The organism is Rhizobacter sp. Root1238 (genome assembly GCF_001425825.1).
Lineage (GTDB): Bacteria > Pseudomonadota > Gammaproteobacteria > Burkholderiales > Burkholderiaceae_C > Rhizobacter.
In genome coordinates this window covers 461,084-482,514 of sequence record NZ_LMDM01000023.1, presented here as the reverse complement: position 1 = coordinate 482,514, position 21,431 = coordinate 461,084, and the positions used below count along the sequence as shown (strand labels likewise).

Sequence of the window (21,431 nt, the reverse complement as noted above, 5' to 3'; positions counted from 1 at the left end):
GGCGTCGCCATACAAAAGGTGACAGAGCACCGCGCCTGCACACATGTCAAGGCAACTACACTTTCGGCCATGCAATTTCTTCCTTCCCGCACGTCCGCCAGGCTCGGTGCCTGCGCCCTCCTCGCGCTGTTGTCGATCGGCCTGCACAACGCCGCATTCGCCCAATGGAAGTGGCGCGACGGCAAAGGCCACGTGCAGTACAGCGACATCCCGCCGCCGGGCAACGTCGCCGACTCGGACATCCTGCAGCGCCCGGCCGGCAGCGCCCGCCGCGCGCCGATGCAGGGCGCGCCGGCCGAAGCTGCACCGGCCTCCGGCGCGGCCAGCGGCCCGAAGCTGGTCGATCCGGACCTCGAAGCCAAGCGCCGCAAGACCGAGCAGGACGAAGCGGCCAAGCGCAAGGCCGAAGAGGACAAGGTCGCTGCCGCGCGCGCCGACAACTGCAACCGGGCCAAGGGCCAGTTGAAGGCGCTCGAAGACGGCATCCGCATGTCGCGCACGTCGGCCAGCGGCGAGCACGAGATCCTCGACGACAAGGCCCGCGCCGAAGAAACCAGGCGCACCCGCGACATCGTCGCGTCGGACTGCAAGTAAGGCGGACTGCAGCTCGGGTTCACCCCCGGCGGGAACGCTGCCGCCGGGCCTCCTTCGGATCGACGCGCAGCGCGCGCCAGACCTCCACCCGGTCGCGGTCCCGCAAGCCGTCGGACAGCTCGCGCAGGTGCCCCCACACGCCGACGCGGCATTGCGTCAGGTCCAGCCCCGCACTCGCTTCCAGCACCCCGGCCTGCCGCAGCGCCTCGCGCACCGTGCTGCCGGCGGGCAGTTGCAGCGGCACCACCCTCACCTCGCCTGCCTGCGGGCTCCAGGCCACCTCGATCGCGAGCATGGCAGCGGGTCCGGCAGGTTCAGCGGGCGCCATGCACCTGTTCCGCCCGCTTGACGAAGGAATCGACCAGCGTGTTGGCGATGCGGTCGAACACCGGGCTGATCACCAGCTCGAGCGCGCCGTTGGCGAACTCGTAGCGCAACTCGAACTCGATCTTGCAGGCCGCCTGCCCGTTCTGGCCCGGCGCGGCCAGCGGCAGGAAGCGCCAGGTGCCGTCGAGGGTCGAGAACGGGCCGTCGACCAGCGTCATGTGGACGCTTTCGTCGGGCACGTGCTCATTGCGGGTGGTGAACGCCTGGCCGACACCGGCGAACGACAGCTGGAGCCGGGCGGTCACGCCGCCGGCGTCCTCGCTCAGCACCTCGGCGCGTTCGCACCACGGCAGGAACTGCGGATAGCTCGGAATATCGGTCACGAGCGAATACATCTCGTGCGGCGAATACCAAAGGAGGACGGACTTCTTGACATGCTTCATACAATCGCCGGATTGTATTGAGCGCCACGCGCCTCATCTGGACGCCATGTCGATTGCCGAAAACCGCCGAGCCCATCACGACTACCACCTCGAGGAACGCTACGAGGCCGGCATGGTGCTGCACGGCTGGGAGATCAAGGCGATCCGCGCCGGCCAGGTCCAGCTGACCGACGGCTACGTGCTGATCCGCGACGGCGAGCTCTACCTGATCGGCTGCCGCATCAATGCGCTGCGCAGCGCGTCGACCCACGTGAACCCCGAGGCCGACCGCACGAAGAAGCTGCTGATGCGCAAGGAAGAGATCAAGCGCCTGGTCGGCAAGGTCGAGCAGCGCGGCTTCACGCTGGTGCCGCTGAACCTGCACTACAAGGGCGGCCTCGTGAAGGCCGAGATCGCGCTGGCCAAGGGCAAGGCCGAGCACGACAAGCGCCACGCCGAGAAGGAAAAGGACTGGGAGCGCGAGAAGGGCCGGCTGATGCGGCACAAGGTCTCGTCGCCCAGGGACTGAGCGTCGGTTCGCCAGTCCGTCAGTCGGTCTTCAGCGCCGCGAGCGCCTGCGCGCAGTCGGCGATCAGGTCGTCGACCGCCTCCAGCCCCACCGAGAAGCGCAGCAGGGCGCCCTGCCAGGCCGGCTTCGCGCGGATCGCCGCCAGGTCGTACGGCACCACCAGGCTGACCGGCCCGGCCCACGAATAGCCGATCTTGTGCAGCCGCAGCGCATCGGCCACCGCCTCGACCTGCGCGATCGAATACCGCGCGTCGAACACCACCGAGAAGAGCCCCGCCGCCCGCGTGCACAGCGCCTGCCAGGCCGCGTGCCCGGGCGACCCCGGCAGCGCCGGGTGCAGCACCTGCGCCACCTCCGGCCGCGCCGCCCACCAGCGCGCGAGCGTGCGGCTCGCCTGGTCCTGCGCGTCGTAGCGCAGCGCGAGCGACGGCAGCGCACGCAGCACGAACTCCACATCGTTCGCGCCGACGCCCCAGCCCATGCGCATGTGCGCGAACTTCAGCTTCAGGTGCAGCGGCTCGTCGCGGGTGGTGACCGAGCCCATCAGCACGTCGGCCCCGCCGGACGGGTACTTGGTCAGCGCCTGGATCGAGATGTCGACGCCGAGCGCGAACGGATCGAAGGCCAGCCCGGCGCCCCAGGTGTTGTCGAGCGCGCACGGCACGCCGGCGTCTCGCGCGATGCCGATCAGCGCCGGCAGGTCCGGGAACTCCATCGTCACCGAACCGGCGGCCTCCAGCCACACCAGTTTCGTCGCCGGGCCGATCGCGGCCTTCAGCGAGGCCGGGTCCATCGCATCGTAGAAGCGGTGCGCAATGCCCCAGCGCGCCAGCTCGTTGCGCGCCAGCTCCTTGCTGGGCCCGTAGGCGTTGTCGGGGATCAGCAGCTCGTCGCCGGTCTTCAGCAAGGCCAGGTCGACCAGCGTGATCGCCGCGAGGCCGCTCGGCACCAACAGCGTCTGCAGCCCGCCTTCGAGCGTCGCGATGCGCTCTTCCAGCGTGAAGCTGGTCGGCGTGCCGTGCAGGCCATAGGTGTAGCCGGTCTTCTCGCGCCAGGTGCGTGCATGCAGCGCCGCGGTGCTCGGGAAGATCACCGTCGACGCCTTGTGGACGCCCGGCGCCACCGCGTCGAAGCCGGCCGGCGGCGTGTACGGGTGGTGGATCAGCGCGGTGCGTTGATCGAGCTTGCTGTCGTCGCCGGCCATCTCAGATCGGTTGCGCGACGAGGTCGTGGCCCTGCGTGCCGACGATGCGCGCCTTCGTGAACTCGCCGACCTTCAGCGTCTTCGACGCCTTCTCGGGCGGCAGCAGCTTCACGACGCCATCGATCTCGGGCGCATCGGCATAGCTGCGGCCGACACCGCCCTTGCGGCCGAGCGCCGGCGCCGAATCGACCAGCACCTGCATCGTCGCGCCGACGCGCTCGCGCAGCTTGGCGGCCGACACCTCCTCGGCCACCGCCATGAAGCGGGCGCGGCGCTCTTCGCGCAGCTCGGCCGGCACCGCGTCGGGCAGCGCATTGGCCGTCGCGCCCTCGACCGGCGAATAGGCGAAGCAGCCGGCGCGGTCGATGCGCGCTTCTCGCATGAAGTCGAGCAGGTGCTCGAACTCGGACTCGGTCTCGCCCGGGAAGCCGGCGATGAAGGTGCTGCGCACCACCAGCTCGGGGCAGATCTCGCGCCAGCGCTGCAGGCGGTCGAGGTTCTTCTCGCCGTTGGCCGGGCGCTTCATGCGCTTCAGCACGTCGGGGTGCGAATGCTGGAACGGCACGTCGAGGTAGGGCAGCACGCGGCCCTGGGCCATCAGCGGCAGCACCTCGTCGACATGCGGATACGGGTACACGTAATGCAACCGCACCCAGGCCCCGTGGCGCTCGGCCAGCTCGCCGAGCTTCTCGCACAAGTCGAGCATGCGGGTGCGCACCGGCTTGCCGTCCCAGAAGCCGGTGCGGTACTTCACGTCGACGCCATAGGCGCTGGTGTCCTGGCTGATCACCAGCAGCTCCTTGACGCCGGATTCGAACAGCCGCTGCGCCTCGCCGAGCACATCGCCGACCGGGCGCGAGACCAGGTCGCCGCGCATGCTCGGGATGATGCAGAAGCTGCAGCGGTGGTTGCAGCCTTCGCTGATCTTCAGGTAGGCGTAGTGGCGCGGCGTCAGCTTGATGCCTTGCGCCGGCACCAGGTCGATGAACGGGTCGTGCGGCTTCGGCACGTGCAGGTGCACCGCGTCCATCACCTCGTTCGTGGCATGCGGCCCGGTGACGGCCAGCACGCTCGGGTGCATCTGGCGCACCAGGTTGCCGCCGCCGTCGCCGGCCTTGGCACCCAGGCAGCCGGTCACGATGACCTTGCCGTTCTCGGCCAGCGCCTCGCCGATGGTGTCCAGGCTTTCCTTGACGGCGTCGTCAATGAAGCCGCAGGTGTTGACGATCACCAGGTCGGCGCCGGCGAAGGTCTTCGAGGTGTCGTAGCCCTCGGCGCGCAGTTGCGTGAGGATCAGCTCGGAATCGGTCAGCGCCTTCGGGCAGCCGAGGGAGACGAAGCCGATCTTGGGGGACGCAGCGGCCGAAGGGGTGGCTGGCGCCAGGGTGTCTTGTGTCATCCGCGGATTTTCGCCGATTGGCGAAGGCCCGCGGGCCCGGACGGGCTCGAATCAGCGCTTCGGGGGCACGAAACCGGGCATTCCCGGGAACAAGGCCTCGGCTTGCTTGGCCATCTGCTCGAACATGTGGCGCGATTGCTCCAGGTAGTTGCCCATCACCCCCTGCATGCCCGGCGCCTGGCCGTTCAGGAACTGCGTCCACAGCTCGGGGTTCAGGCCCTTCGACTGCTCGGCCACGCGGGCCTGCATGTCGGCGAAGGCCTGCAGGTTCTTCTCGAGGTAGCTGCCCATCATCCCCTGCATCGAGTGGCCGTAGAACCGGATGATCTGCGCCAGCATCTGCGACGAGAACATCGGCACGCCGCCGGTCTCTTCCTCGAGGATGATCTGCAGCAGGATGCTGCGCGTCAGGTCTTCGGAGGTCTTCGCGTCGCGCACGACGAAATCCTGCGCGGCCAGCACCATCGCCTTCACGTCGGCCAGCGTGATGTAGCTGCTGTTCTGCGTGTCGTAGAGGCGGCGGTTCGGGTACTTCTTCAGCACGCGCGTCGTGCTGCCGGCCCCCTTGCCGGCGGCCTTGGCGGACTCGTCGGCAGCGTCGGGAGAGGCGCCTTCCGTCTTGGCGGAAGGGCGGCGAGTCGGGGCCATTCGGCAAACTCCTTGTGGGACCCGGTGGGGTCGCGTGATGGGTCATTGTGCGGGTGCACAACGATTCTAGGAGCGCGCTGCCGGGGGCCGCGAAGGGTTTTCCCGCTCGAAGGCACGACCATGTCCTACGGCCCGCCACGCCCTGCCCTACAGACGCCACGCGGTGTGCAGCCTAGTCTGGACCCATGGGTGGCGCACCCCGCGCCACCGCTTCGAAAGGACCCCATGTCGAACAGCAGCATCCTCGGCGGCGAACGCGCCGCCCCCCGTGCCATCGGGCGCGACGTGGACGCGCTCGGTCCGAGCGACAGTTCCGACAGCGGCAGCGACGTGCAAGGCGAACGCACGATGCCCACCGATGCCGACAACCCGGGCGAACTCGGCGCGCTGCCGGTGAACCGCGACAGCGACAGCGACAGCGATGCGAGCGGCACCGGCGAGCGCGGCTCGGCCACCGGCGACGGTCGCGACGATGCGGCCGACATCCTGCCCGACCACCTGGTGGCGAATCCGACGTGGGACACCAATGCGGCGGGCCGGCCGTTCGCCTCCGACGACGTCGAGGGGATCGCCGACGACGCCGAAGAGGACGAAGACGAAACCGCGGAGGATGACGCGCGGCGCCATTGACGCCGGCGCGATGCGCGGTGCTCAGCCGCCGCGCGTCGCGCGCATGAACTCGTCGAGCAGCGCCTGCGCGCCGACCGGCTTGCCGAGCACGCGAAAGCCCGCTTCGGTCGCGTCGTGCACGCGCGTCGCGTAGCCCGTCAGCAGGACGACCGGCAGTGCGGGCCAGCGGCGGCGGATCTCGTGGGCGAGCTGGATGCCGTCCATCTCGCCGGGCATCGAGACATCGGAGAACACCAGGTCGGGCGGCTGCGACGCGCCGGCAAGCGCATCGAGCGCGGCAATGGCCGAGCGCACGCTGTGCACCTGCAGCCCGCAGGCCTGCAGCATTTCGGCGGTGGCGTCGACGACTTCGGCGTTGTCGTCGACCAGCAGCACCCGGCCGCTGACGACCGCCGGCTCGGCCAGCGACGCCGGCACCGTGTCCGACGGGGTACCGGGCCGCGCCGGCAGCCGCATCAGGATCGACGTGCCCTGCCCCGGCTCGGAGCGCACCTCGACGCTGCCGCCCGCCTGCACGCAGAAGCCATGCACCTGGCTCAGGCCGAGGCCGCTGCCCTTGCTGGCCGGCTTGGTCGTGAAGAAGGGTTCGAGCACCTTGCCGAGCAGCGCCGGGTCGATGCCGGTGCCGGTGTCGGTGGCCCGGATCAGCACGCGTTCCGGCTCGCCGTCGCCCACCGGCTCCCGGCTCGCCTCGATCGTCAGGCGGCCACCGCCCGGCATCGCATCGCGCGCATTCGACGCGAGGTTGATCAGCGCAAGCTCCAGTTCGCCGACATCGACGCGGATCGGCGGCACCTCCGGCGCCACTTCGAGCGACAGCGCGACGCTGCTGCCCAGCGTCGCCTTCAGCAGCTCCTCCACCGCCGGCAGCCAGGTCGCGAGGTCGACCCGCTCAGGCTTCAGCGCCTGGCGCCGCGAGAACGACAGCAGCTGGCGCGTCAGCCGCGCGCCCGAGCCGACCGCGCGCGAGATCGCGCCGATCTGCTTCATCTCGGCCACATCGGGCCGCAGCTTCTTCACGACGTGCAGGTTGCTGTTGACGATCGCCAGCAGGTTGTTGAAGTCGTGCGCGACGCCGCCGGTCAGCTGGGCCAGCGCCTCCAGCTTCTGCGATTGCAGCAGCGCCTTCTCGGCCAGCGCCCGCTTGCGCGCCTCGGCATTGAACTCGTTCGCCATGCGCTGTTCGAGCTGCGTCTTGCGCAGCGCCAGCCAGGCCACCGACACCAGGCCGATCGTCACCGGCAGCGTGATCGCCGCGAGCAGCATCACGAAGCGTTTCCAGTCGGCCAGCACCGCGTCGTTGCGCAGCGAGCTGCTGACGTAGACCGGCAGGTCGTGCACCTGCTGGAAGCTCACCGTGCGCAGCATGCCGTCGAAGCTGGAACGAAAACTCAGCACGCCCGCATGCTCACCGCGCCGCACCGCGGCCAGCACCGGGCTGTCGTCCGGCAGGCGCGCCCGGCCGTCCGGCAGCACCGGCCAGCGCGTCAGCAGCGTGCCGTCGGCCTTGAACAGGTTGAAGGTGCTGACACCCGCCTCCTCGAGCGAGATCGAGCGGTAGAACTCCTCGAACACCGCCGGCTGCAGCGCGATCACGACCGCGCCGCCGAAGCGGCCGTCGGGCAAGGTGCGGCGCACCGCGATGCTCAACGCCGGCATGCCGGAGGCGCGGCCGAGCACGATGTCGCCGATCACCAGCGGCGCCTGCGTGGCCTTCATCTGCTGGAAGTAGTTGCGGTCGGCGATCGAGACATCGCCCGACCCGACCGGGAAGCCGGTGCCGACCAGGTGGCGCCCCTGCGCATCCCACAGCGAGATCGAGCGCACGCCGGTCATGCCGATGACGATGTCTTGCAGGCGCACGCGCAGCGCGGCTTCGTTCGCCCGCACCTCGTCGTCGGATACGCCGAGGAAGGCCAGCGATTTCTCGCCCACCCGCTGCGACGACTCGAACACCCGCAACGCGTGCCGCGCCGCGACATCGCTGGTGCGCACCAGAGTGTCGTGCACGTCGTCATCGGCGTGCCGCCAGGCCCACCAGCTGGCGGCGATGAAACCCGCCAGCGGCAGGATCGCGGCGCCCCACAGCACCGCGCGCAGGAAACGCGTCAGCGGCGTTTCCGGCAGCGTCGACGGGGATGCGTTGCCGGGCTCGGCACTCTCGTGGGGGACGTCCATGCGGCGCGAATGTTACCGGCGGGGCCGCGACCGCGCAGCACGGCCTGAAGGTACGGCGGCAACGGCACCACCACCTTCAACCTGCCGGACCTGCAGGGCCGCAGCCCGGTCGGCGTCTGCAACGCGATGGAAGGCCTCTACCCGTCGCGGCCCTGATCGAGCAGGAAGCCGCGCGCATGCAGCAGGTCCAGCACCGCCGATGCCGCCGCCGCGGGGCTGGCGCTGCCGGCATCGATGCGCAGGTCGGGCTGCTGCGGCGGCTCGTACGCGGCCCCGATGCCGGTGAAGTCCGCGAGCCCGCCGGCCATCGCCTTCGCGTACAGCCCCTTCGGATCGCGTCCGGCACACACCGCCAGCGTGGTGCTGAGGTGCACCTCGACGAAGCGTTCGCCGCCGACGATGCCACGCGCCAGCGCGCGCTGCGCGGCCAGCGGCGAGATCAGCGCGGCCAGCACCAGCAGCCCGGCCTCGTTGGCGAGCCGCGCGACCTCGGCGACGCGGCGGACGTTCTCTTCGCGGTCGGCGGTCGAGAAGCCGAGCCCGCGGTTCAGCCCTTCGCGCACGACATCGCCGTCGAGCACCAGCACCGGCCGGCCGGCCAGCAGCAGCGCGTGTTCGAGCGCGGCCGCAAGCGTCGACTTTCCGGCACCGCTCAGCCCGGTCATCCACACCGTGGCCGGGCGCTGGCCGAAGCGGCGTTCGCGCAGCGCCGCAAGTGGCGAGGGGTCTGGCAAAGAGCTGGCCCGAACCGTCAGGACGCCGCTGGCGTCGAGGTAGTCACCGCCTTCGGCGGCTGGGTGCCGTCGGACTTGCGGCGCTTCCTGCCGCTTGCCGTCTTCCTGACCTGCTTGGCAGAAATGGTTCTCTTGCCCACGCGCTTCTTCTTTGACAGTGCCATGTCGATCCTTTGGAGTAAAGAGGGCGAGGATACCGCGGGTTCATGCGGCCCTTCACGCACGCCGGCGCCGCTCAACCCGCCGGCACGTCGTCCTGCGCCGGCGCTTCCGGATCGAAGGGCTGCACGCCCAGCCGCGCTGCGGCCTGGTCGACGCGCGCGGTCAGCTTCGCGAGCTTGCGCTGCAGGTCGCGCCAGTTGCGGATGCCCTCGTTCACCGGGTCCATCGGGTAGTAGACCTTGTTGCCCTTCGGCTTCGCAGCCGACAGCGTGAAGCGCACGAGGTCGTTCAGCTCGAATGCCAGCTCGGTCATCTGCGCGTGCGTGTCGGCGACGTGCGCATCGATCAGCTCGCGACGGCGGGGAGTCATCTCCATGACGGATTCTCCTGGGGCAGATTGGAAAAACCCATGGAAAAAGGGCCTGTCCCTTTCGAGACAGGCCCTGATTTCCAGACGTTTTTGGTGGGCGATGAGAGGGTCGAACTCCCGACATCCTCCACGTCAAAGAGGCGCTCTACCACTGAGCTAATCGCCCGAGCCTGTGACTATAGCATTACTTTTTTCGGGTTCAGTCCGGCCGCGCAATTTTCTTCATCGAGCGGCTCACTTCCGGCGTGCGCTTCGCACGCCGCCGATGCGGTCCACCGCGACCAGCACCTGGCTCAGCCGCGCCGAATCGGCGACCTCGACCGTGAAGGTCATCCACGCGGTGCCGCCGCGCGCGTCCTTCACCGTCTGCGTGTTGACGCCGGTCACGTTCATCTTCTCCTTCGCGAACACCTCGGAGATGTCGCGCAGCAGGCCCTGCCGGTCGGCCGCCTCGACCAGCACGTCGACCGGGTAAAGCGAGGGCTTGTCGCCGCGCCGCTCGCCCCACGCGACGGGGATCACCCGCTCGGGGCTGCGCGCCGCCATCTGCCGGAAGTTGCTGCAGTCGCCGCGGTGGATGGCCACGCCGCGGCCGCGCGTCACGTAGCCGCCGATCGCGTCCGGCGGCGCCGGCCGACAGCAGCGCGACAGGCTGGTCATCAGCGACTCGACCCCGACCACCAGCACGCCGCCCTTCGGCGCCTCGCCCTCGGGGCGCGTCAGGCGCTGCGTGATCACCGCATCGGGGTCGGGCTGCGGCTCGGGCGGGCGCAGCAGCGCCTCGATGTTGCGCAGCGAGAACTCGTCCTTGCCGACCACCTCGAACAGCGCCTCGGCATGGCGGAAGCCGAGCTGCGCCGCCAGGTCGTCGAGCTTCATCGACGTGCGGCCTTCGCGCTGCAGCAGCTTCTCGACCGCCTCGCGGCCGCGCGCGATGGTGTCGCGCAGCGCGAGCGCGTTGAACCAGGCCCGCACCTTGGCCTTCGAGCGCGAACTCTGCAGGTAGCCGAGGTTGTCGTTCAGCCAGTCGAGCGACGGCCCGCCTTCCTTGATCGTCGTCACCTCGACGGTCTGGCCGCTCTGCAGCGGGGTGTTCAGCGGCACCATCGTGCCGTCGACCTTGGCGCCGCGGCAGCGGTGGCCGAGGTCGGTGTGCACGGTGTAGGCGAAGTCGATCGGCGTCGCGCCGGCCGGCAGCTCGATCACCGCGGCATCGGGCGTGAAGACGTAGATGCGGTCGTCGAACACCGCACCGGGCGCCGCCCGCTCGCTGCGCTGCTCGACACCGCCCTCGTCGCCGCTTTCGACGAACTCGCGCTCCCACGCCAGCAGCTGCCGCAGCACCGCCTTGCGCGCCTCGGCCACCTGCGCATCGAAATCGCCGCTCGCGCTGACGCCGGCATAGCCCTTGGTGCCGGCCTCCTTGTAGGCCCAGTGCGCCGCCACGCCGTGCTCGGCATGCTCGTGCATCGCGCGGGTGCGGATCTGCACCTCGACCGCCCGCCCCTGCTCGTCCTGCACCACGGTGTGCAGCGACTGGTAGCCGTTCACCTTGGGCCGCGCAATGTAGTCGTCGAACTCGCCCGGCACCGGCGGCCACAGCTCGTGCACGCGGCTCAGCACCGCATAGCAGTCGGGCACGTCGGCGACGATCACGCGCATCGCGCGCACGTCGAACACCCGGTCGATGTCCAGCCCCTTGCCGCGCATCTTCTTCCAGATGCTGTACAGGTGCTTGGGCCGGCCCTGCACCTCGGCGCGCAGCCCGGCGGCGGCCAGCGCGTCGCCGAGCCGGCAGCGGAAGGCCTCGACGCCCTGCTCGCGCTCGACGCGCTTCTCGTCGAGCAGGTGCGCGACGGTCTTGTACTGCACCGGCTCGAGGAAGCGGAACGACAGGTCTTCCATCTCCCACTTGATCTGCCAGATGCCGAGCCGGTTGGCGAGTGGCGCGAACACCTGCAGCGATTCGCGCGCCAGCACCGCCGGGCACGGCTGCTTGCTGCTCGCGAAGTGGCGCAGCGTCTGCAGCCGCGACGCCAGCCGCAGCAGCACGACGCGCAGGTCGCGCGAGAACGCCAGCAGCATCTTGCGCACCCGCTCGGTCTGCTCGGCGCGCTGTTCGGCATGCACCCGGGCCTCGCGCGCCGCGCGCTGGATCTGCACCAGCTTGCGGGTGTGCAGCACCAGGCTGGCGTACGACGCGCCGAAGGCCTTGCTGACGACCTCTTCCGGCTTGCTGAGGTAGTCGCTCGCGTAGACCAGGTAGGCGGCGGCGCGCATCGACGGCGCCGCGCCGATGCCCTGCAGGATCGCCGCCACGCCATCGGCATGCACGAGCGCGTCCTCGCCGGTGTCGAGGCCCTGGCCGTCGAGCAGCGGCTCGGCGAAAGCGCGCGCGCGGGCGAGCTGCGCGAGTTCGGCGTCGCGGTCGTCCTGGCGGCCGGACTCGTCGGCCAGCTGGACGATGGGTGCCGCGTCGTGCTGCGGGTCCGGTGTCGAAAGCAGTCCGGTCTTCATGCCGCGAGCAGGAACTCCCGGACGGCCGCGATCTGCTCCGGCGAGGTCAGCATCGGCGCATGGCCCACGCCGGCAAACTCGCGCAGCAGCGCGCGCGGGCCGCGCTGCGTCATCGCCTGCGCGGTGGCGCGGTTCAGCAGGTCGGAGTCGGCGCCGCGCAGCAGCAGCGTCGGGCACGCGATGGCGTCGTACATGCCCCACAGCACCGCCTCGCCGGCGCGCGCCGCCTCGGGCGTAATCGCGCGGAACGGCAGCGCGATCTGCGGGTCGTAGTGCGGCACGAAGCCGCTGCCGCTCGCGTCAGGGTCGGGGCGCAGCATCGGCCGCGTCAGCGCAAGCCATTGCTCGCGGGTGTGCGGGCCGAAACCCTGCGAGATGCTCCACAGCGCATCGGCCGCCTCCTCGAGGCTGCGCCAGCGGGCCGGCTGGCCGAGGTAGGTGCCGATGCGCGCCAGCGCCGACGGCTCGATGCTCGGACCGACGTCGTTCAGCACCAGCTTCGACACCGGGGAATTCTTCAGCGCCGCGAGCCCGAGGCCGATCAGTCCGCCCATCGAGGTGCCGACCCAGTGCAGCGTGCCGGCGTTCAGCCGCGCCAGCAGCGTGACCATGTCGGCCACGTAGGCGGGGATCTGGTAGCCCATCGGGTCGGCGAGCCGGTCGGATTCGCCGCGGCCGACGACGTCGGGGCACACCACGCGGTAGTCGCCCTGCATCGCCTGCGCGAAGGTGTCGAAGTCGCGGCCCTGGCGCGACAGGCCGTGCACGCAGACCAGCACGCGCGGGTTGGCGGCGTCGCCCCACTCCCACCACGCCATGCGGTGCAGGCCGCGGGTGTCGAGGCATTGCACGTGGTTCAGGCGGGGTTCATGCATGGGCCGGGCTTCCTCTTCGATAATGGACTGTATCAACCTGGAGGTCTCCACCGTGCTCAAAGGAAAAACCGCCCTCGTCACCGGCTCCACCAGCGGCATCGGCCACGGCATCGCGCTGTGCCTGGCGCGCCAGGGCGCCAATGTGGTGCTCAACGGCTTCGGAGAAGCCGAGGCGGCGCGCGCCGAGGTGGCCGCGCTGGGCGTGAAGACCGGCTACCACGGAGCCGACATGAGCAAGCCGGCCGAGATCGAGGCGATGATGGCCTATGCGCAGGCCGAGTTCGGCGGCGTCGACATCCTGGTCAACAACGCCGGCATCCAGCACGTGGCCGCGGTCGAGGAATTCCCGGCCGCCAAATGGGACGCGATCATCGCGATCAACCTGAGCTCGGCCTTCCACACCACGCGGCTCGCGATCCCCGGCATGCGCGCGCGCAACTGGGGCCGCATCGTCAACATCGCGTCGGCGCACGGGCTGGTCGCGTCGGCGCAGAAATCGGCCTACGTGGCGGCCAAGCACGGCATCGTCGGCTTCACCAAGTCGATCGCGCTGGAGACCGCGCAGACCGGCATCACGTCGAACGCGATCTGCCCGGGCTGGGTGCTGACGCCGCTGGTGCAGAAGCAGATCGACGACCGCGCGGCGCGCGAAGGCATTGCGGTGGAGCAGGCGCAGCGCGAGCTGCTCGGCGAGAAGCAGCCGTCGCTGCAGTTCGTCACGCCGCAGCAGCTGGGCGACCTGGCGGTGTTCCTGTGCTCGGCCGCCGCCGACAACGTGCGCGGCGTGGCCTGGGCCGTGGACGGCGGCTGGACGGCGCAGTGACTATTTGGTCATCTATTTGGTCATCTGCACCGAGCCGTTGACGCTGACCGTCACGCTGCCCTTGCCCAGCTCGACCGGCAGCGACTCGTCGGCCGCGCCCATCGTCTTCATGCGGGCCATCGGCGCGGCGGCGTACATCACCGGCTCGTTGCTGCCGATGTTGACCTCGCGCAGCATGTAGCTGCTGAAACCGAACTGCTTCGCGTATTCGGCCGCCTTCGCGCGGTAGCGCGCGATGGCCTGCGCGGCGACGTCGGCCTCGACCTTCTCGCGCTGCTCGCGCGACAGGTTGCTGCCGACGCGGGCGATCGTCAGCGTGCTGATCTTCGCGGTCAGCGCGGCGATGCCGGGGATGTCCTTGCCCTCGACCACCAGCTCGGCCGTGCCCTGCCAGCCGTTGATGCCGCCCTTCTGGCTGTAGCGCGGGAACAGCGAGAAGTTGCCGGTGTGCACCTCGATGTCGCCCGGCTTCGCGACGCGCTTGGCTTCGGCCAGCGCGGCGTCGAGCGCCTGCTTCAGTTGCGCCTGCACGGCGCCGGCATCGGTGCCCTCGCGGGTGGTGCTGAGCGTCACGTTCAACAAGTCCTTGTTGACCTCGACGGTGGCGCTGGCCGACAGGCTCACCACGTTCTGCAGCGGCGGCTCGTTGGCGAGCGCGGGTTCGGCCGCCAGCGCGGCGGCAAAGGCCGCCACGGCGGCCAGGGGCGAGAGCTTCGATTGAATCGTCATGGATCCTCCTTGTGAGTGGCGCGCCGTCGGCGTGTCGTCGTTCAGGCAGCAATGAACGGCAGCGCATCGAAGCGCCCGTTCAGCACCGCCTGCGCGTCGACACCCCACCAGCGCTGCGCGATGGTCGCATAGACCTGGCGGAAATCGGCTGTGTGCACCAGGTTCTGGCTCTCGTCGAGCCGCTGCAGGTCGGGCATGCGGCCGATCACGCCGCCGCGCACCGCACCGCCCAGTGCGAAGTGCGGCGCCGCGGTGCCGTGGTCGGTGCCGCCGCTCTGGTTCTGGCGCGCGCGGCGGCCGAACTCCGAATACGTCAGCACCAGCGTGCGGTCCCACGCGCCGGCCTCGACCAGGCCTTCGCGCAACGCGGCCAGGCCTTCGGCCAGTTGCTTCAGCAGCGCCGCATGCGTCGGCAACTGGCCGCGGTGCGTGTCGAAGCTGCCGTGCGTCAGGTGGAACACCGGCACGCCGCCGCGCCCGGCCTGGCCGGCGACGATCGCGCAGCAGGCGCGCACCGCCTGGCCGAAGCCGTGCGTCGGGAACTCGGTGCGCAACGCCGGCGCGCCCGGGTTGCGCAGGCCTTCGGCCGCCTGCAGCACGCCGGCCTCGACCTTCAGCACATGCGCGAGCGCCGCATTGCCCTGCAGCGCCGCCGGCCGCGCCAGCCGCGATTCGTTGACGAAGGCCTCGGCGCTGGTCAGCGACACCGCGCGCGCGCCGCTCAGCGCGCCGAGCCCCGCGGTGCCGACCGCGACGCCCTCGGCGGTGAAGCGGCCGCGCTCGCGCAGCCCGGCATCGAAGGCGCGCGCGACCCAGCCTTCGTCGAGGTACTCGCGCGACGCCGACGCGGTGTCCCAGATCTCGATCGAGCGGAAGTGCGACAGGTTGGGCTGCGGATAGCCGAGACCGAGCAGCAGCGCGAGTTCGCGCTTCTCCCACAGCGGCAGCAGCGGCGCGAGCGACGGGTGCAGCCCGAGCGCGCCGTCGAGCCGCAGCAGGTCGGTGGCCGGCAGCGCGAGCGTCGGCCGCAGCGCCGCATAGGCCGGGTCGGCATACGGCACGACGGTGTTCAGCCCGTCGTTGCCGCCCTTCAGCTCGACCAGCACCAGCACGCGGTCGGCGGCCGATGCGGCGGGCTGCAGCAGCCCGTTGCGGCCCTGCGCCCACGCGGCGCCCGGGATGCCCGGCAGCGCGAGGCCGCTGCAGGCGGCGACCGCGCCCGACAGGCGCATGAATTCTCGGCGGGTGGATTGCATCGTGGCCTCCGGGTCACTTCAGTTGAAACGCAGGGTCCAGGCTCAGCGCCCGCAGCATCGACAGCCCGACCGTGCCGGCCGGCAGCGGATTGACCGGCGGCGCGGCCAGCACCGCCATCTCGATGCGCACCTTCGTCGCGGCATCCGGCTCGCGGTCGGCATGCGCGCCGAGCGGCGACAGCCAGGCATCCGCATCGAAGCGCAGTCCGCCGTTCCCCATCTCGACCCCGCGGAACAAGCGCTCGGTGAAGCGCTTGCGCTCGAGCAGCGTCGTGCTGTCGATCCAGTTGGTGTAGCCCGGCCAACCCTTCACGTTCGGTGGCACGAACAGGCTCTGGCCGAGTTTCGCGCTGGCGCGTGCGATCGGCAGCATCGAATCGAGCTGCACGTCGAACTGGCGCAGCGTGCCGACCGTCAACTCCACCGGCGACTTGATCAGCGCCGCGCGCGTGGCCGGCGCCCAGAATGCATCGGCCAGCAGCAGCTCGCGCAGCGCCGCGTCGATGCGCCAGCCGCTGTCGCGCAGCCGGGCCGCCACGCGATCGAGTGCCGCCGCCTCCGGCACCGGCGAGACGAACTCGCGCCACAGCTTGCCGGCGATGAAGCGCGCCGCGGCCGGCTGCGCGAGCATCTGGTCGAGCGCGCCGTCGCTGTCGAAGGCCGCGCTGCGGCCGAGCAGCGTCTTGCTGCCGCCGTCATGCAGCCGCGGGCGCGGCCGGGCACTCCAGTCGGCGCGGTCGACGGTCCAGCCCGAGAAGGCCCGCGCCGCTTCCTTGATGTCCTGCTCGCGGTACTGCCCTTCGCCGAGCGTGAACAGCTCCATCACCTCGCGCGCGAAGTTCTCGTTCGGCGCCTGCGCCTTGTTGGCCGCGCCGTCGAGGTAGATCAGCATCGCCGGATCGCGCGCGATGCCGTGCAGCAGCTCGGAGAACGACCCGAGTGCATGCGTGCGAAACAGCTGCTGCTGGATGAACATGCCCTGCGGGTTCTGCACCTTCTGCACCGAGGTCGCGAAGTGGTTGTGCCAGAACAGCACCATGCGCTCGGCCAGCGGCGCCGGCGTGTCGCGCATCTCCTGCAGCCACCAGGCCGCGAGGTCGAGCGTGTCGCGCCGCGCCTGCTGCCGCGCGGCCTTGCGCGCATCGTCGTCGGGCAGCTGGCCGAGCGGCGTGCGGATCGGCTCGCGGGTGAAGTCGGGCGGCGGGTGCATGAAGCGGGCCGCGCGCGCCGCATCGATCAGCCGGTCGACCGCGGCCTCGGCACTCAGGCCGACCCACGGGGCGAGCTGCTGCGGCGACGGCGCGAAACCGGTGCGGGTCAGCAGGTGGCGGGCATCGCTTTCGTTCAACGTCATGCGTGTCTCCGAGGGCGCTCGGTCCCCAACGAACCGGCCGCGAGCTTCGCCGACAACTCTTGCCGCCCTTCACAAACCTTCACTTGCCAAACCGGAAAAGGCGTGTCGCAAGATTTGTAACAGATGGTCCCGGCGCTCGAAATCCTCGACCGAACCTGCGCACAATCTCGGCTGTTACAAATCAACGGAGCCGTCGATGACGCCCACTGCCACTGCCCGTCCCGACCGTGTTGTCGTGGTCGATGACGATGCCCGGATCCGCGACCTGCTGCGCCGTTATCTGACCCAGGAAGGCTTCGAAGTCCTGCTGGCGGAAGACGCGAAGGCCCTGAACCGCGTGCTGACGCGCGAGACCGTCGACCTGATCGTGCTGGACCTGATGCTGCCGGGCGAAGACGGCCTGTCGATCTGCCGCCGGCTGCGGGCCGCGAGCGACGTGACGCCGATCATCATGCTGACGGCCAAGGTCGAAGACGTCGACCGCATCGTCGGCCTGGAGGTCGGTGCCGACGACTACCTGCCGAAGCCGTTCAACCCGCGAGAACTGCTGGCCCGCATCCACGCGGTGCTGCGCCGCCGCCCGGCGATGGAAGCCCCGGGCGCCCCGGCGAAGGACGCGCAGACCGTCACCTTCGGCCCGTTCGAGTTCGACCTCGCGCTGCGCCGCCTGTCGAAGGACGGCGAGCAGATCGCGCTGACGACCGGCGAGTTCTCGATGCTGAAGGCGCTGGTCCGCCACCCGCGCCAGCCGCTGTCGCGCGACAAGCTGGCCCAGCTGGCCCGCGGGCGCGAATTCGAACCCTTCGACCGCAGCCTCGACGTGCAGATCTCGCGCCTGCGGAAAATGATCGAACCCGATCCGGCCCAACCGCGCTACATCCAGACCGTGTGGGGCGTCGGCTACGTCTTCGTTCCGGACGGCACGGCCTGATACTGGATGGCGCGCAATGCGGTAGCGCTGAGCCTTTTCTGGCGCACCTTCTTCCTGCTGGCCGTGCTGCTGACCGGCGGCATCTTCGCGTGGGTGCAGACCTTCCGCGCGCTCGAATTCGAGCCGCGCGCGGTGCAGGCGGCGCAGCAGATCGCGAGCCTGGTGAACCTGTCGCGCGCCGCGCTGCGCTATGCCGACGGCATCAACCGCGTCACGCTGGTCAAGACCATGTCCGACCAGGAAGCGGTGCGCGTGCTGCCGCGCGAGCCCGGCGACAAGTGGGAGGCCTTCGAGGTCGACCGCTTCTCGCGCGCGATCGGCCAGGAGCTGCGCACCCGCCTCGGCCCCGACACCATCGTCGCGACCTCGGTCAACGGCAACGGCGGCCTGTGGGTCGGCTTCTCGATCGAGAAGGATCCGTACTGGCTGCAGGCCGACCCGACCCGCGTGCGCCCGCTGGCTGGCAGCACCTGGCTGCTGTGGGTCAGCATCGCGCTGCTGGCCACCGTGGTCGGCTCGGCCGCGATCGCGCGGCTGATCAACCAGCCGCTGCGCGATCTGTCGTTCGCCGCCAGCCGCATCCGCGACGGCGAATACGAATCGCAGCTCGACGAGAACACGCTGACCAGCGAGATCCGCCAGGTCAACATGGGCTTCAACCGCATGGCGCGCGAACTGGCCAAGGTGGAAGAAGACCGCGCGGTGATGCTCGCCGGCATCTCGCACGACCTGCGCACCCCGCTCGCGCGGCTGCGGCTCGAGGCCGAGATGAGCGTGCACGATGAGGAAGCCAAGCGCAACATGGCGCTCGACATCGACCAGCTCGACGCCATCATCGACAAGTTCATGGACTACGCCCGCCCCGGCGAGACCAAGCTGGTGCCGGTGCACGTCAGCAGCCTGGTCGAGCGCGAGATGCAGGGCTTCCGCGACCCGAGCCAGATCCGCATCGTCTCGCGGGTGGCGATCGACACCAAGGTGATGGCCGACGAGATCGAGCTCGGCCGCGTGTTCCAGAACCTGTTCGAGAATGCACGCCGCTACGGCCGCTCCACCGACTCCGGCGTCGCCCGCGTGCATGTCAGCTACGCGCGCACCGGCCCGTGGGTGATCCTGAGCGTTCGCGACCATGGACCCGGCGTCTCGCACGACAAATTGAAGCAGCTCACCACCCCCTTCTTCCGCGGCGATGCCGCGCGCACCGCCGCCACCGGCGCCGGCCTGGGCCTGGCCATCGTCGAGAAAGCCGTGCAGCGCATGGGCGGCAACTTCGAGCTGTCGAATGCGTCCGACGGCGGCCTCGTCGCGCACGTCAGGCTGAAGCGCGCGCCATGAAGCTCGGGTTTCCGATCGCCCGCGCCGGCAGCCGCGGGTGGCGCGTGCTGTCGGGCGTCGCCATCGTCGTGCTGTTCGGCGCGCTGGTGGCGCACGATTTCCAGGGCGCGTGGTACGAAGAAGGCGACCGCCATCGCGTGATCGCCAAGCTCGCGATCTACTGGTTCTCGTGGCTGCTGTGGCCGGCGCTGCTGCTGCTCGCGCGCGAGACCTGGCGCACCGCGCGCCGCCGCAAGCCGGCGGCCACCGTCGCCGGCATCGTCGCCGTCGCTCTGTGCGGCTGCTTCACCTGGGCCCGCTTCATCGAGCCGAACGCGCTGCAGGTGCGCGAGACCACGCTCGGCACCGCCTGCGGCGTGCGGGTCGCGCTGATCTCCGACCTGCACGTCGGCCTGTTCGTGCGCGAACCCGACCTGCAGCGCCTGGTCGACCGCCTCAACACGCTGCAGGTCGACGCGGTGCTGGTGGCCGGCGACTGGACCTTCGAGCCGGACCACGACCTGCGCAGCACCTTCGCGCCGCTGGCCGGGCTGCGCCACCGCACGCTGTCGGTGCTGGGCAACCACGACGAGCAGCGGCCCGGCCCGCCGCTGCGCGATGCCCTGCAGCAGGCGCTGGCGGCCGCGCATGTCGAGCCGATCGACGGCAGGCGCGTGCCGCTCGGCCGCTGCGAGCTGCAAGGCCTCGGCGACCGCAGCGCCGGTTCGGCCGAGCGCGACCTCGCCGGCTCGCGCCGCGAGCCGTGGCGCGTCGACCGCGCGCACCGCGTGATGCTGACGCACAACCCCGACACGGTGTTCGACCTCGAACCCGACGAGGCCGCACTGCTGCTGGCCGGCCACACGCACGGCGGGCAGATCGACATCCCGGTCTTCACGGCGCACCTGCTGGCGCATGCCACCGACGGCGGTTTCCGCCAGGGCCTGTACGAGCTGAAGAACGCCCGCGTCTACGTGACCCCGGGCGTCGGCATCGACAAGCTGCCGATCCGCTTTCGCGTGCCGCCGACCATCGACGTGCTGAGCTTCTGACATCCCGCGCGCGGCCCATCCGACGGATGGTGGCCGCATGCCCCTGCGCTTCTCGCGGGTGTGCGTGAAAACGACATCAAACGTCACACAGCGGCCGTACAAAAGCTGCGTCGACGGTTCTCGTCGCATGCCAGGGGGACACCATGAAGACTCGCATCGCACGCGCCCTCGCGGCGCTGGGCACCAGCGCCTGCCTGTGGGGCGCCCTCGCTCCCGCCCACGCCACCGAGTACAGCCTCACCGACCTCGGCCTGCTCGGCAGCGGTTGGAGCAACACCTACGCGACCGGCATCAACGCCAGCGGGCAGGTGGTCGGCCATGCCTTCAACGACGGCTACAACGGCACCTCGTTCACCGACCGCTACCAGGCCTTCGTCACCGGTGCCGACGGCCACGGCATGACGGCGATCCCGACGCTCGGCGGCAGCTGGAACAAGGCGACCGGCATCAACGACAACGGCTGGGTCGTCGGCACCTCGGCCACCACCACCTCGACACCGGGCGGCGACACCCGCGGCTTCGTGATGGAACGCGCCGGCGCGGCGCCGCGCAGCCTCGGCACGCTGGCCGGGCCGAGCACCGCGAACGGCATCGGCGCCGACGGCCGCATCGTCGGCGCCTACACCAGCCCGGCCAGCACGCAGCGCGCCTACCTGACCGATGCGAACGGCGGCGCGATGCACGACATCGGCACGCTGGGCGGCTCCAGCTCGACCGCCTACGGCGTCAACCAGGCCGGCCAGGTGGTCGGCAGCGCCGAGTACCGCAGCTACAACAGCGTCGACACGCCACGCGAACGTGCCTTCATGACCGGCCGCGCCGGCGACGTGATGATGCCCATCGCGGTGGCCGGCTACGACATGACGGACCGCGACACCAATTCGGTGGCCTACGCGATCAACGAGGAGGGCACGGTGGTCGGCCGGTCGTCCGCGTTCGTCGGCGACGCCGGGCGGGCGTTCATCGCCGGGCGCGACGGCATCGGGCGCGTGCTGAACCTGTACGACATGGGCACGTTCGAGATGCATGGCGCGTGGCAGCTGACGAGCCAGGCGCTCGGACTCAACCGCCTCGGCCAGGTCGTCGGCAGCTACTACTTCACCAGCAACATGATGAGCCATGCGTTCATCACCGGCGCCGACGGCTTCGGGCTGGTCGACGTCAACACGCTGAGCTTCACGAACCTCGCGGCCGGTGCGCGCGACTGGCTGTTCTTCGACGCCACCGGCATCAACGATTCGGGCCAGTTCATCACCAACGGCAGCAACGGCCACGCCTACCTGGTGACGCCGGTGCCCGAGCCGGCGGCGGTGCTGATGATGGTGTGCGGACTGGGCTGGCTCGTGTGGCGTCGCCGCGCGAGCATCCATGGTTGACCGAAGG

22 protein-coding genes, 1 tRNA gene and 1 pseudogene are annotated in these 21,431 nt (G+C 70.3%); 9 read left to right on the top strand and 15 right to left on the bottom strand.

The genetic code is table 11. The features are described 5' to 3' along the window. Positions 1-69: 69 nt before the first annotated feature. Complete coding sequence (locus ASC98_RS18905) at positions 70-594, top strand: DUF4124 domain-containing protein (RefSeq protein ID WP_056814633.1); 525 nt, start codon at positions 70-72, stop codon at positions 592-594. Between the two features lie 19 nt (positions 595-613). Here the strand turns inward: ASC98_RS18905 and ASC98_RS18900 are convergent, their stop codons facing one another. Next, positions 614-889 (bottom strand): RnfH family protein, encoded by a 276-nt coding sequence (locus ASC98_RS18900; RefSeq protein ID WP_056814630.1) that lies wholly within the window; start codon positions 887-889, stop codon positions 614-616. Positions 890-908: 19 nt separating this feature from the next. Further along, a complete protein-coding gene (locus ASC98_RS18895; RefSeq protein ID WP_056814627.1) occupies positions 909-1,364 on the bottom strand; it encodes a type II toxin-antitoxin system RatA family toxin in 456 nt (151 codons plus the stop codon). A 46-nt stretch (positions 1,365-1,410) separates the two neighbouring features. Between ASC98_RS18895 and smpB the strand changes: the two genes are divergently transcribed. Further along, the gene (gene smpB / locus ASC98_RS18890) at positions 1,411-1,872 is read left to right on the top strand and encodes an SsrA-binding protein SmpB (protein WP_056814622.1); all 462 of its coding nucleotides are present in this window, start codon (positions 1,411-1,413) and stop codon (positions 1,870-1,872) included. A gap of 19 nt (positions 1,873-1,891) precedes the next feature. On the opposite strand, the gene ASC98_RS18885 is transcribed toward smpB, so the two are convergent. Genes ASC98_RS18885 through phaR form a run of 3 tightly spaced genes read right to left on the bottom strand, consistent with a single transcriptional unit; the run spans position 1,892 to position 5,123 of the window. Continuing rightward, positions 1,892-3,076, bottom strand: a complete 1,185-nt coding sequence (locus ASC98_RS18885) for a PLP-dependent transferase (RefSeq protein WP_056814619.1) — start codon at positions 3,074-3,076, stop codon at positions 1,892-1,894. Between the two features lies 1 nt (position 3,077). Beyond that, positions 3,078-4,475, bottom strand: coding sequence for a 30S ribosomal protein S12 methylthiotransferase RimO (gene rimO / locus ASC98_RS18880; RefSeq protein ID WP_056814616.1), 1,398 nt, complete (start codon positions 4,473-4,475; stop codon positions 3,078-3,080). Between the two features lie 51 nt (positions 4,476-4,526). Next, positions 4,527-5,123 (bottom strand): polyhydroxyalkanoate synthesis repressor PhaR, encoded by a 597-nt coding sequence (gene phaR / locus ASC98_RS18875; protein ID WP_082541676.1) that lies wholly within the window; start codon positions 5,121-5,123, stop codon positions 4,527-4,529. 225 nt (positions 5,124-5,348) lie between these two features. Here phaR and ASC98_RS18870 point away from each other — a divergent pair, with 225 nt between their 5' ends. Next, entirely contained in the window at positions 5,349-5,753 is a 405-nt protein-coding gene (locus ASC98_RS18870) for a hypothetical protein (protein ID WP_056820319.1), read from the top strand. Positions 5,754-5,774: 21 nt separating this feature from the next. Here the strand turns inward: ASC98_RS18870 and ASC98_RS18865 are convergent, their stop codons facing one another. Continuing rightward, positions 5,775-7,931 carry a hybrid sensor histidine kinase/response regulator gene (locus ASC98_RS18865; RefSeq protein ID WP_056814609.1) on the bottom strand — a complete coding sequence of 719 codons (2,157 nt, stop codon included), beginning with the start codon at positions 7,929-7,931 and terminating at the stop codon, positions 5,775-5,777. Between the two features lie 51 nt (positions 7,932-7,982). Here ASC98_RS18865 and ASC98_RS32375 point away from each other — a divergent pair. Continuing rightward, positions 7,983-8,087: pseudogene (locus ASC98_RS32375) on the top strand (tail fiber protein); the annotation flags it as partial. Here ASC98_RS32375 and cysC read toward each other — a convergent pair. From cysC to ASC98_RS18840, 6 genes are all read right to left on the bottom strand, one after another. Then, positions 8,069-8,665 (bottom strand): adenylyl-sulfate kinase, encoded by a 597-nt coding sequence (gene cysC / locus ASC98_RS18860; RefSeq protein WP_235581313.1) that lies wholly within the window; start codon positions 8,663-8,665, stop codon positions 8,069-8,071. The pseudogene ASC98_RS32375 and the gene cysC sit on opposite strands and share 19 nt — an antisense overlap. 17 nt (positions 8,666-8,682) lie before the next feature. Then, entirely contained in the window at positions 8,683-8,829 is a 147-nt protein-coding gene (locus tag ASC98_RS30590) for a hypothetical protein (protein ID WP_157597744.1), read from the bottom strand. Between the two features lie 71 nt (positions 8,830-8,900). Then, a complete protein-coding gene (locus ASC98_RS18855) occupies positions 8,901-9,203 on the bottom strand; it encodes a hypothetical protein (protein WP_056814604.1) in 303 nt (100 codons plus the stop codon). An 85-nt stretch (positions 9,204-9,288) separates the two neighbouring features. After that, positions 9,289-9,363 (bottom strand) — tRNA-Val (locus ASC98_RS18850). Positions 9,364-9,431: 68 nt separating this feature from the next. Continuing rightward, entirely contained in the window at positions 9,432-11,714 is a 2,283-nt protein-coding gene (locus ASC98_RS18845; RefSeq protein WP_056814601.1) for a bifunctional (p)ppGpp synthetase/guanosine-3',5'-bis(diphosphate) 3'-pyrophosphohydrolase, read from the bottom strand. Then, entirely contained in the window at positions 11,711-12,589 is an 879-nt protein-coding gene (locus ASC98_RS18840; protein ID WP_056814598.1) for an alpha/beta fold hydrolase, read from the bottom strand. The genes ASC98_RS18845 and ASC98_RS18840 overlap by 4 nt, the downstream gene beginning before the upstream one ends. Before the next feature lie 22 nt (positions 12,590-12,611). Between ASC98_RS18840 and ASC98_RS18835 the strand changes: the two genes are divergently transcribed. Next, the gene (locus tag ASC98_RS18835; RefSeq protein WP_200952968.1) at positions 12,612-13,412 is read left to right on the top strand and encodes a 3-hydroxybutyrate dehydrogenase; all 801 of its coding nucleotides are present in this window, start codon (positions 12,612-12,614) and stop codon (positions 13,410-13,412) included. A 12-nt stretch (positions 13,413-13,424) separates the two neighbouring features. Here ASC98_RS18835 and ASC98_RS18830 read toward each other — a convergent pair whose 3' ends face one another. The 3 genes from ASC98_RS18830 to ASC98_RS18820 are packed head-to-tail and all read right to left on the bottom strand — an operon-like array spanning position 13,425 to position 16,751. After that, the gene (locus ASC98_RS18830) at positions 13,425-14,141 is read right to left on the bottom strand and encodes an SIMPL domain-containing protein (RefSeq protein WP_056814595.1); all 717 of its coding nucleotides are present in this window, start codon (positions 14,139-14,141) and stop codon (positions 13,425-13,427) included. Between the two features lie 41 nt (positions 14,142-14,182). Then, positions 14,183-15,397 carry a DUF1501 domain-containing protein gene (locus ASC98_RS18825; protein WP_056814592.1) on the bottom strand — a complete coding sequence of 405 codons (1,215 nt, stop codon included), beginning with the start codon at positions 15,395-15,397 and terminating at the stop codon, positions 14,183-14,185. A 13-nt stretch (positions 15,398-15,410) separates the two neighbouring features. Further along, the gene (locus ASC98_RS18820) at positions 15,411-16,751 is read right to left on the bottom strand and encodes a DUF1800 family protein (RefSeq protein ID WP_056814588.1); all 1,341 of its coding nucleotides are present in this window, start codon (positions 16,749-16,751) and stop codon (positions 15,411-15,413) included. A gap of 196 nt (positions 16,752-16,947) precedes the next feature. Here ASC98_RS18820 and ompR point away from each other — a divergent pair, with 196 nt between their 5' ends. The 4 genes from ompR (at position 16,948) to ASC98_RS18800 (ending at position 21,424) form a co-directional block, all read left to right on the top strand. Next, positions 16,948-17,682 (top strand): two-component system response regulator OmpR, encoded by a 735-nt coding sequence (gene ompR / locus ASC98_RS18815; protein WP_047512077.1) that lies wholly within the window; start codon positions 16,948-16,950, stop codon positions 17,680-17,682. Positions 17,683-17,688: 6 nt separating this feature from the next. Next, positions 17,689-19,017 (top strand): ATP-binding protein, encoded by a 1,329-nt coding sequence (locus tag ASC98_RS18810; protein WP_056814584.1) that lies wholly within the window; start codon positions 17,689-17,691, stop codon positions 19,015-19,017. Further along, positions 19,014-20,048, top strand: a complete 1,035-nt coding sequence (locus ASC98_RS18805; RefSeq protein WP_056814581.1) for a metallophosphoesterase — start codon at positions 19,014-19,016, stop codon at positions 20,046-20,048. Before ASC98_RS18810 ends, ASC98_RS18805 begins: the two co-directional genes overlap by 4 nt. A gap of 143 nt (positions 20,049-20,191) precedes the next feature. Further along, the gene (locus ASC98_RS18800) at positions 20,192-21,424 is read left to right on the top strand and encodes an HAF repeat/PEP-CTERM domain-containing protein (RefSeq protein WP_056814579.1); all 1,233 of its coding nucleotides are present in this window, start codon (positions 20,192-20,194) and stop codon (positions 21,422-21,424) included. Positions 21,425-21,431 lie beyond the last annotated feature (7 nt).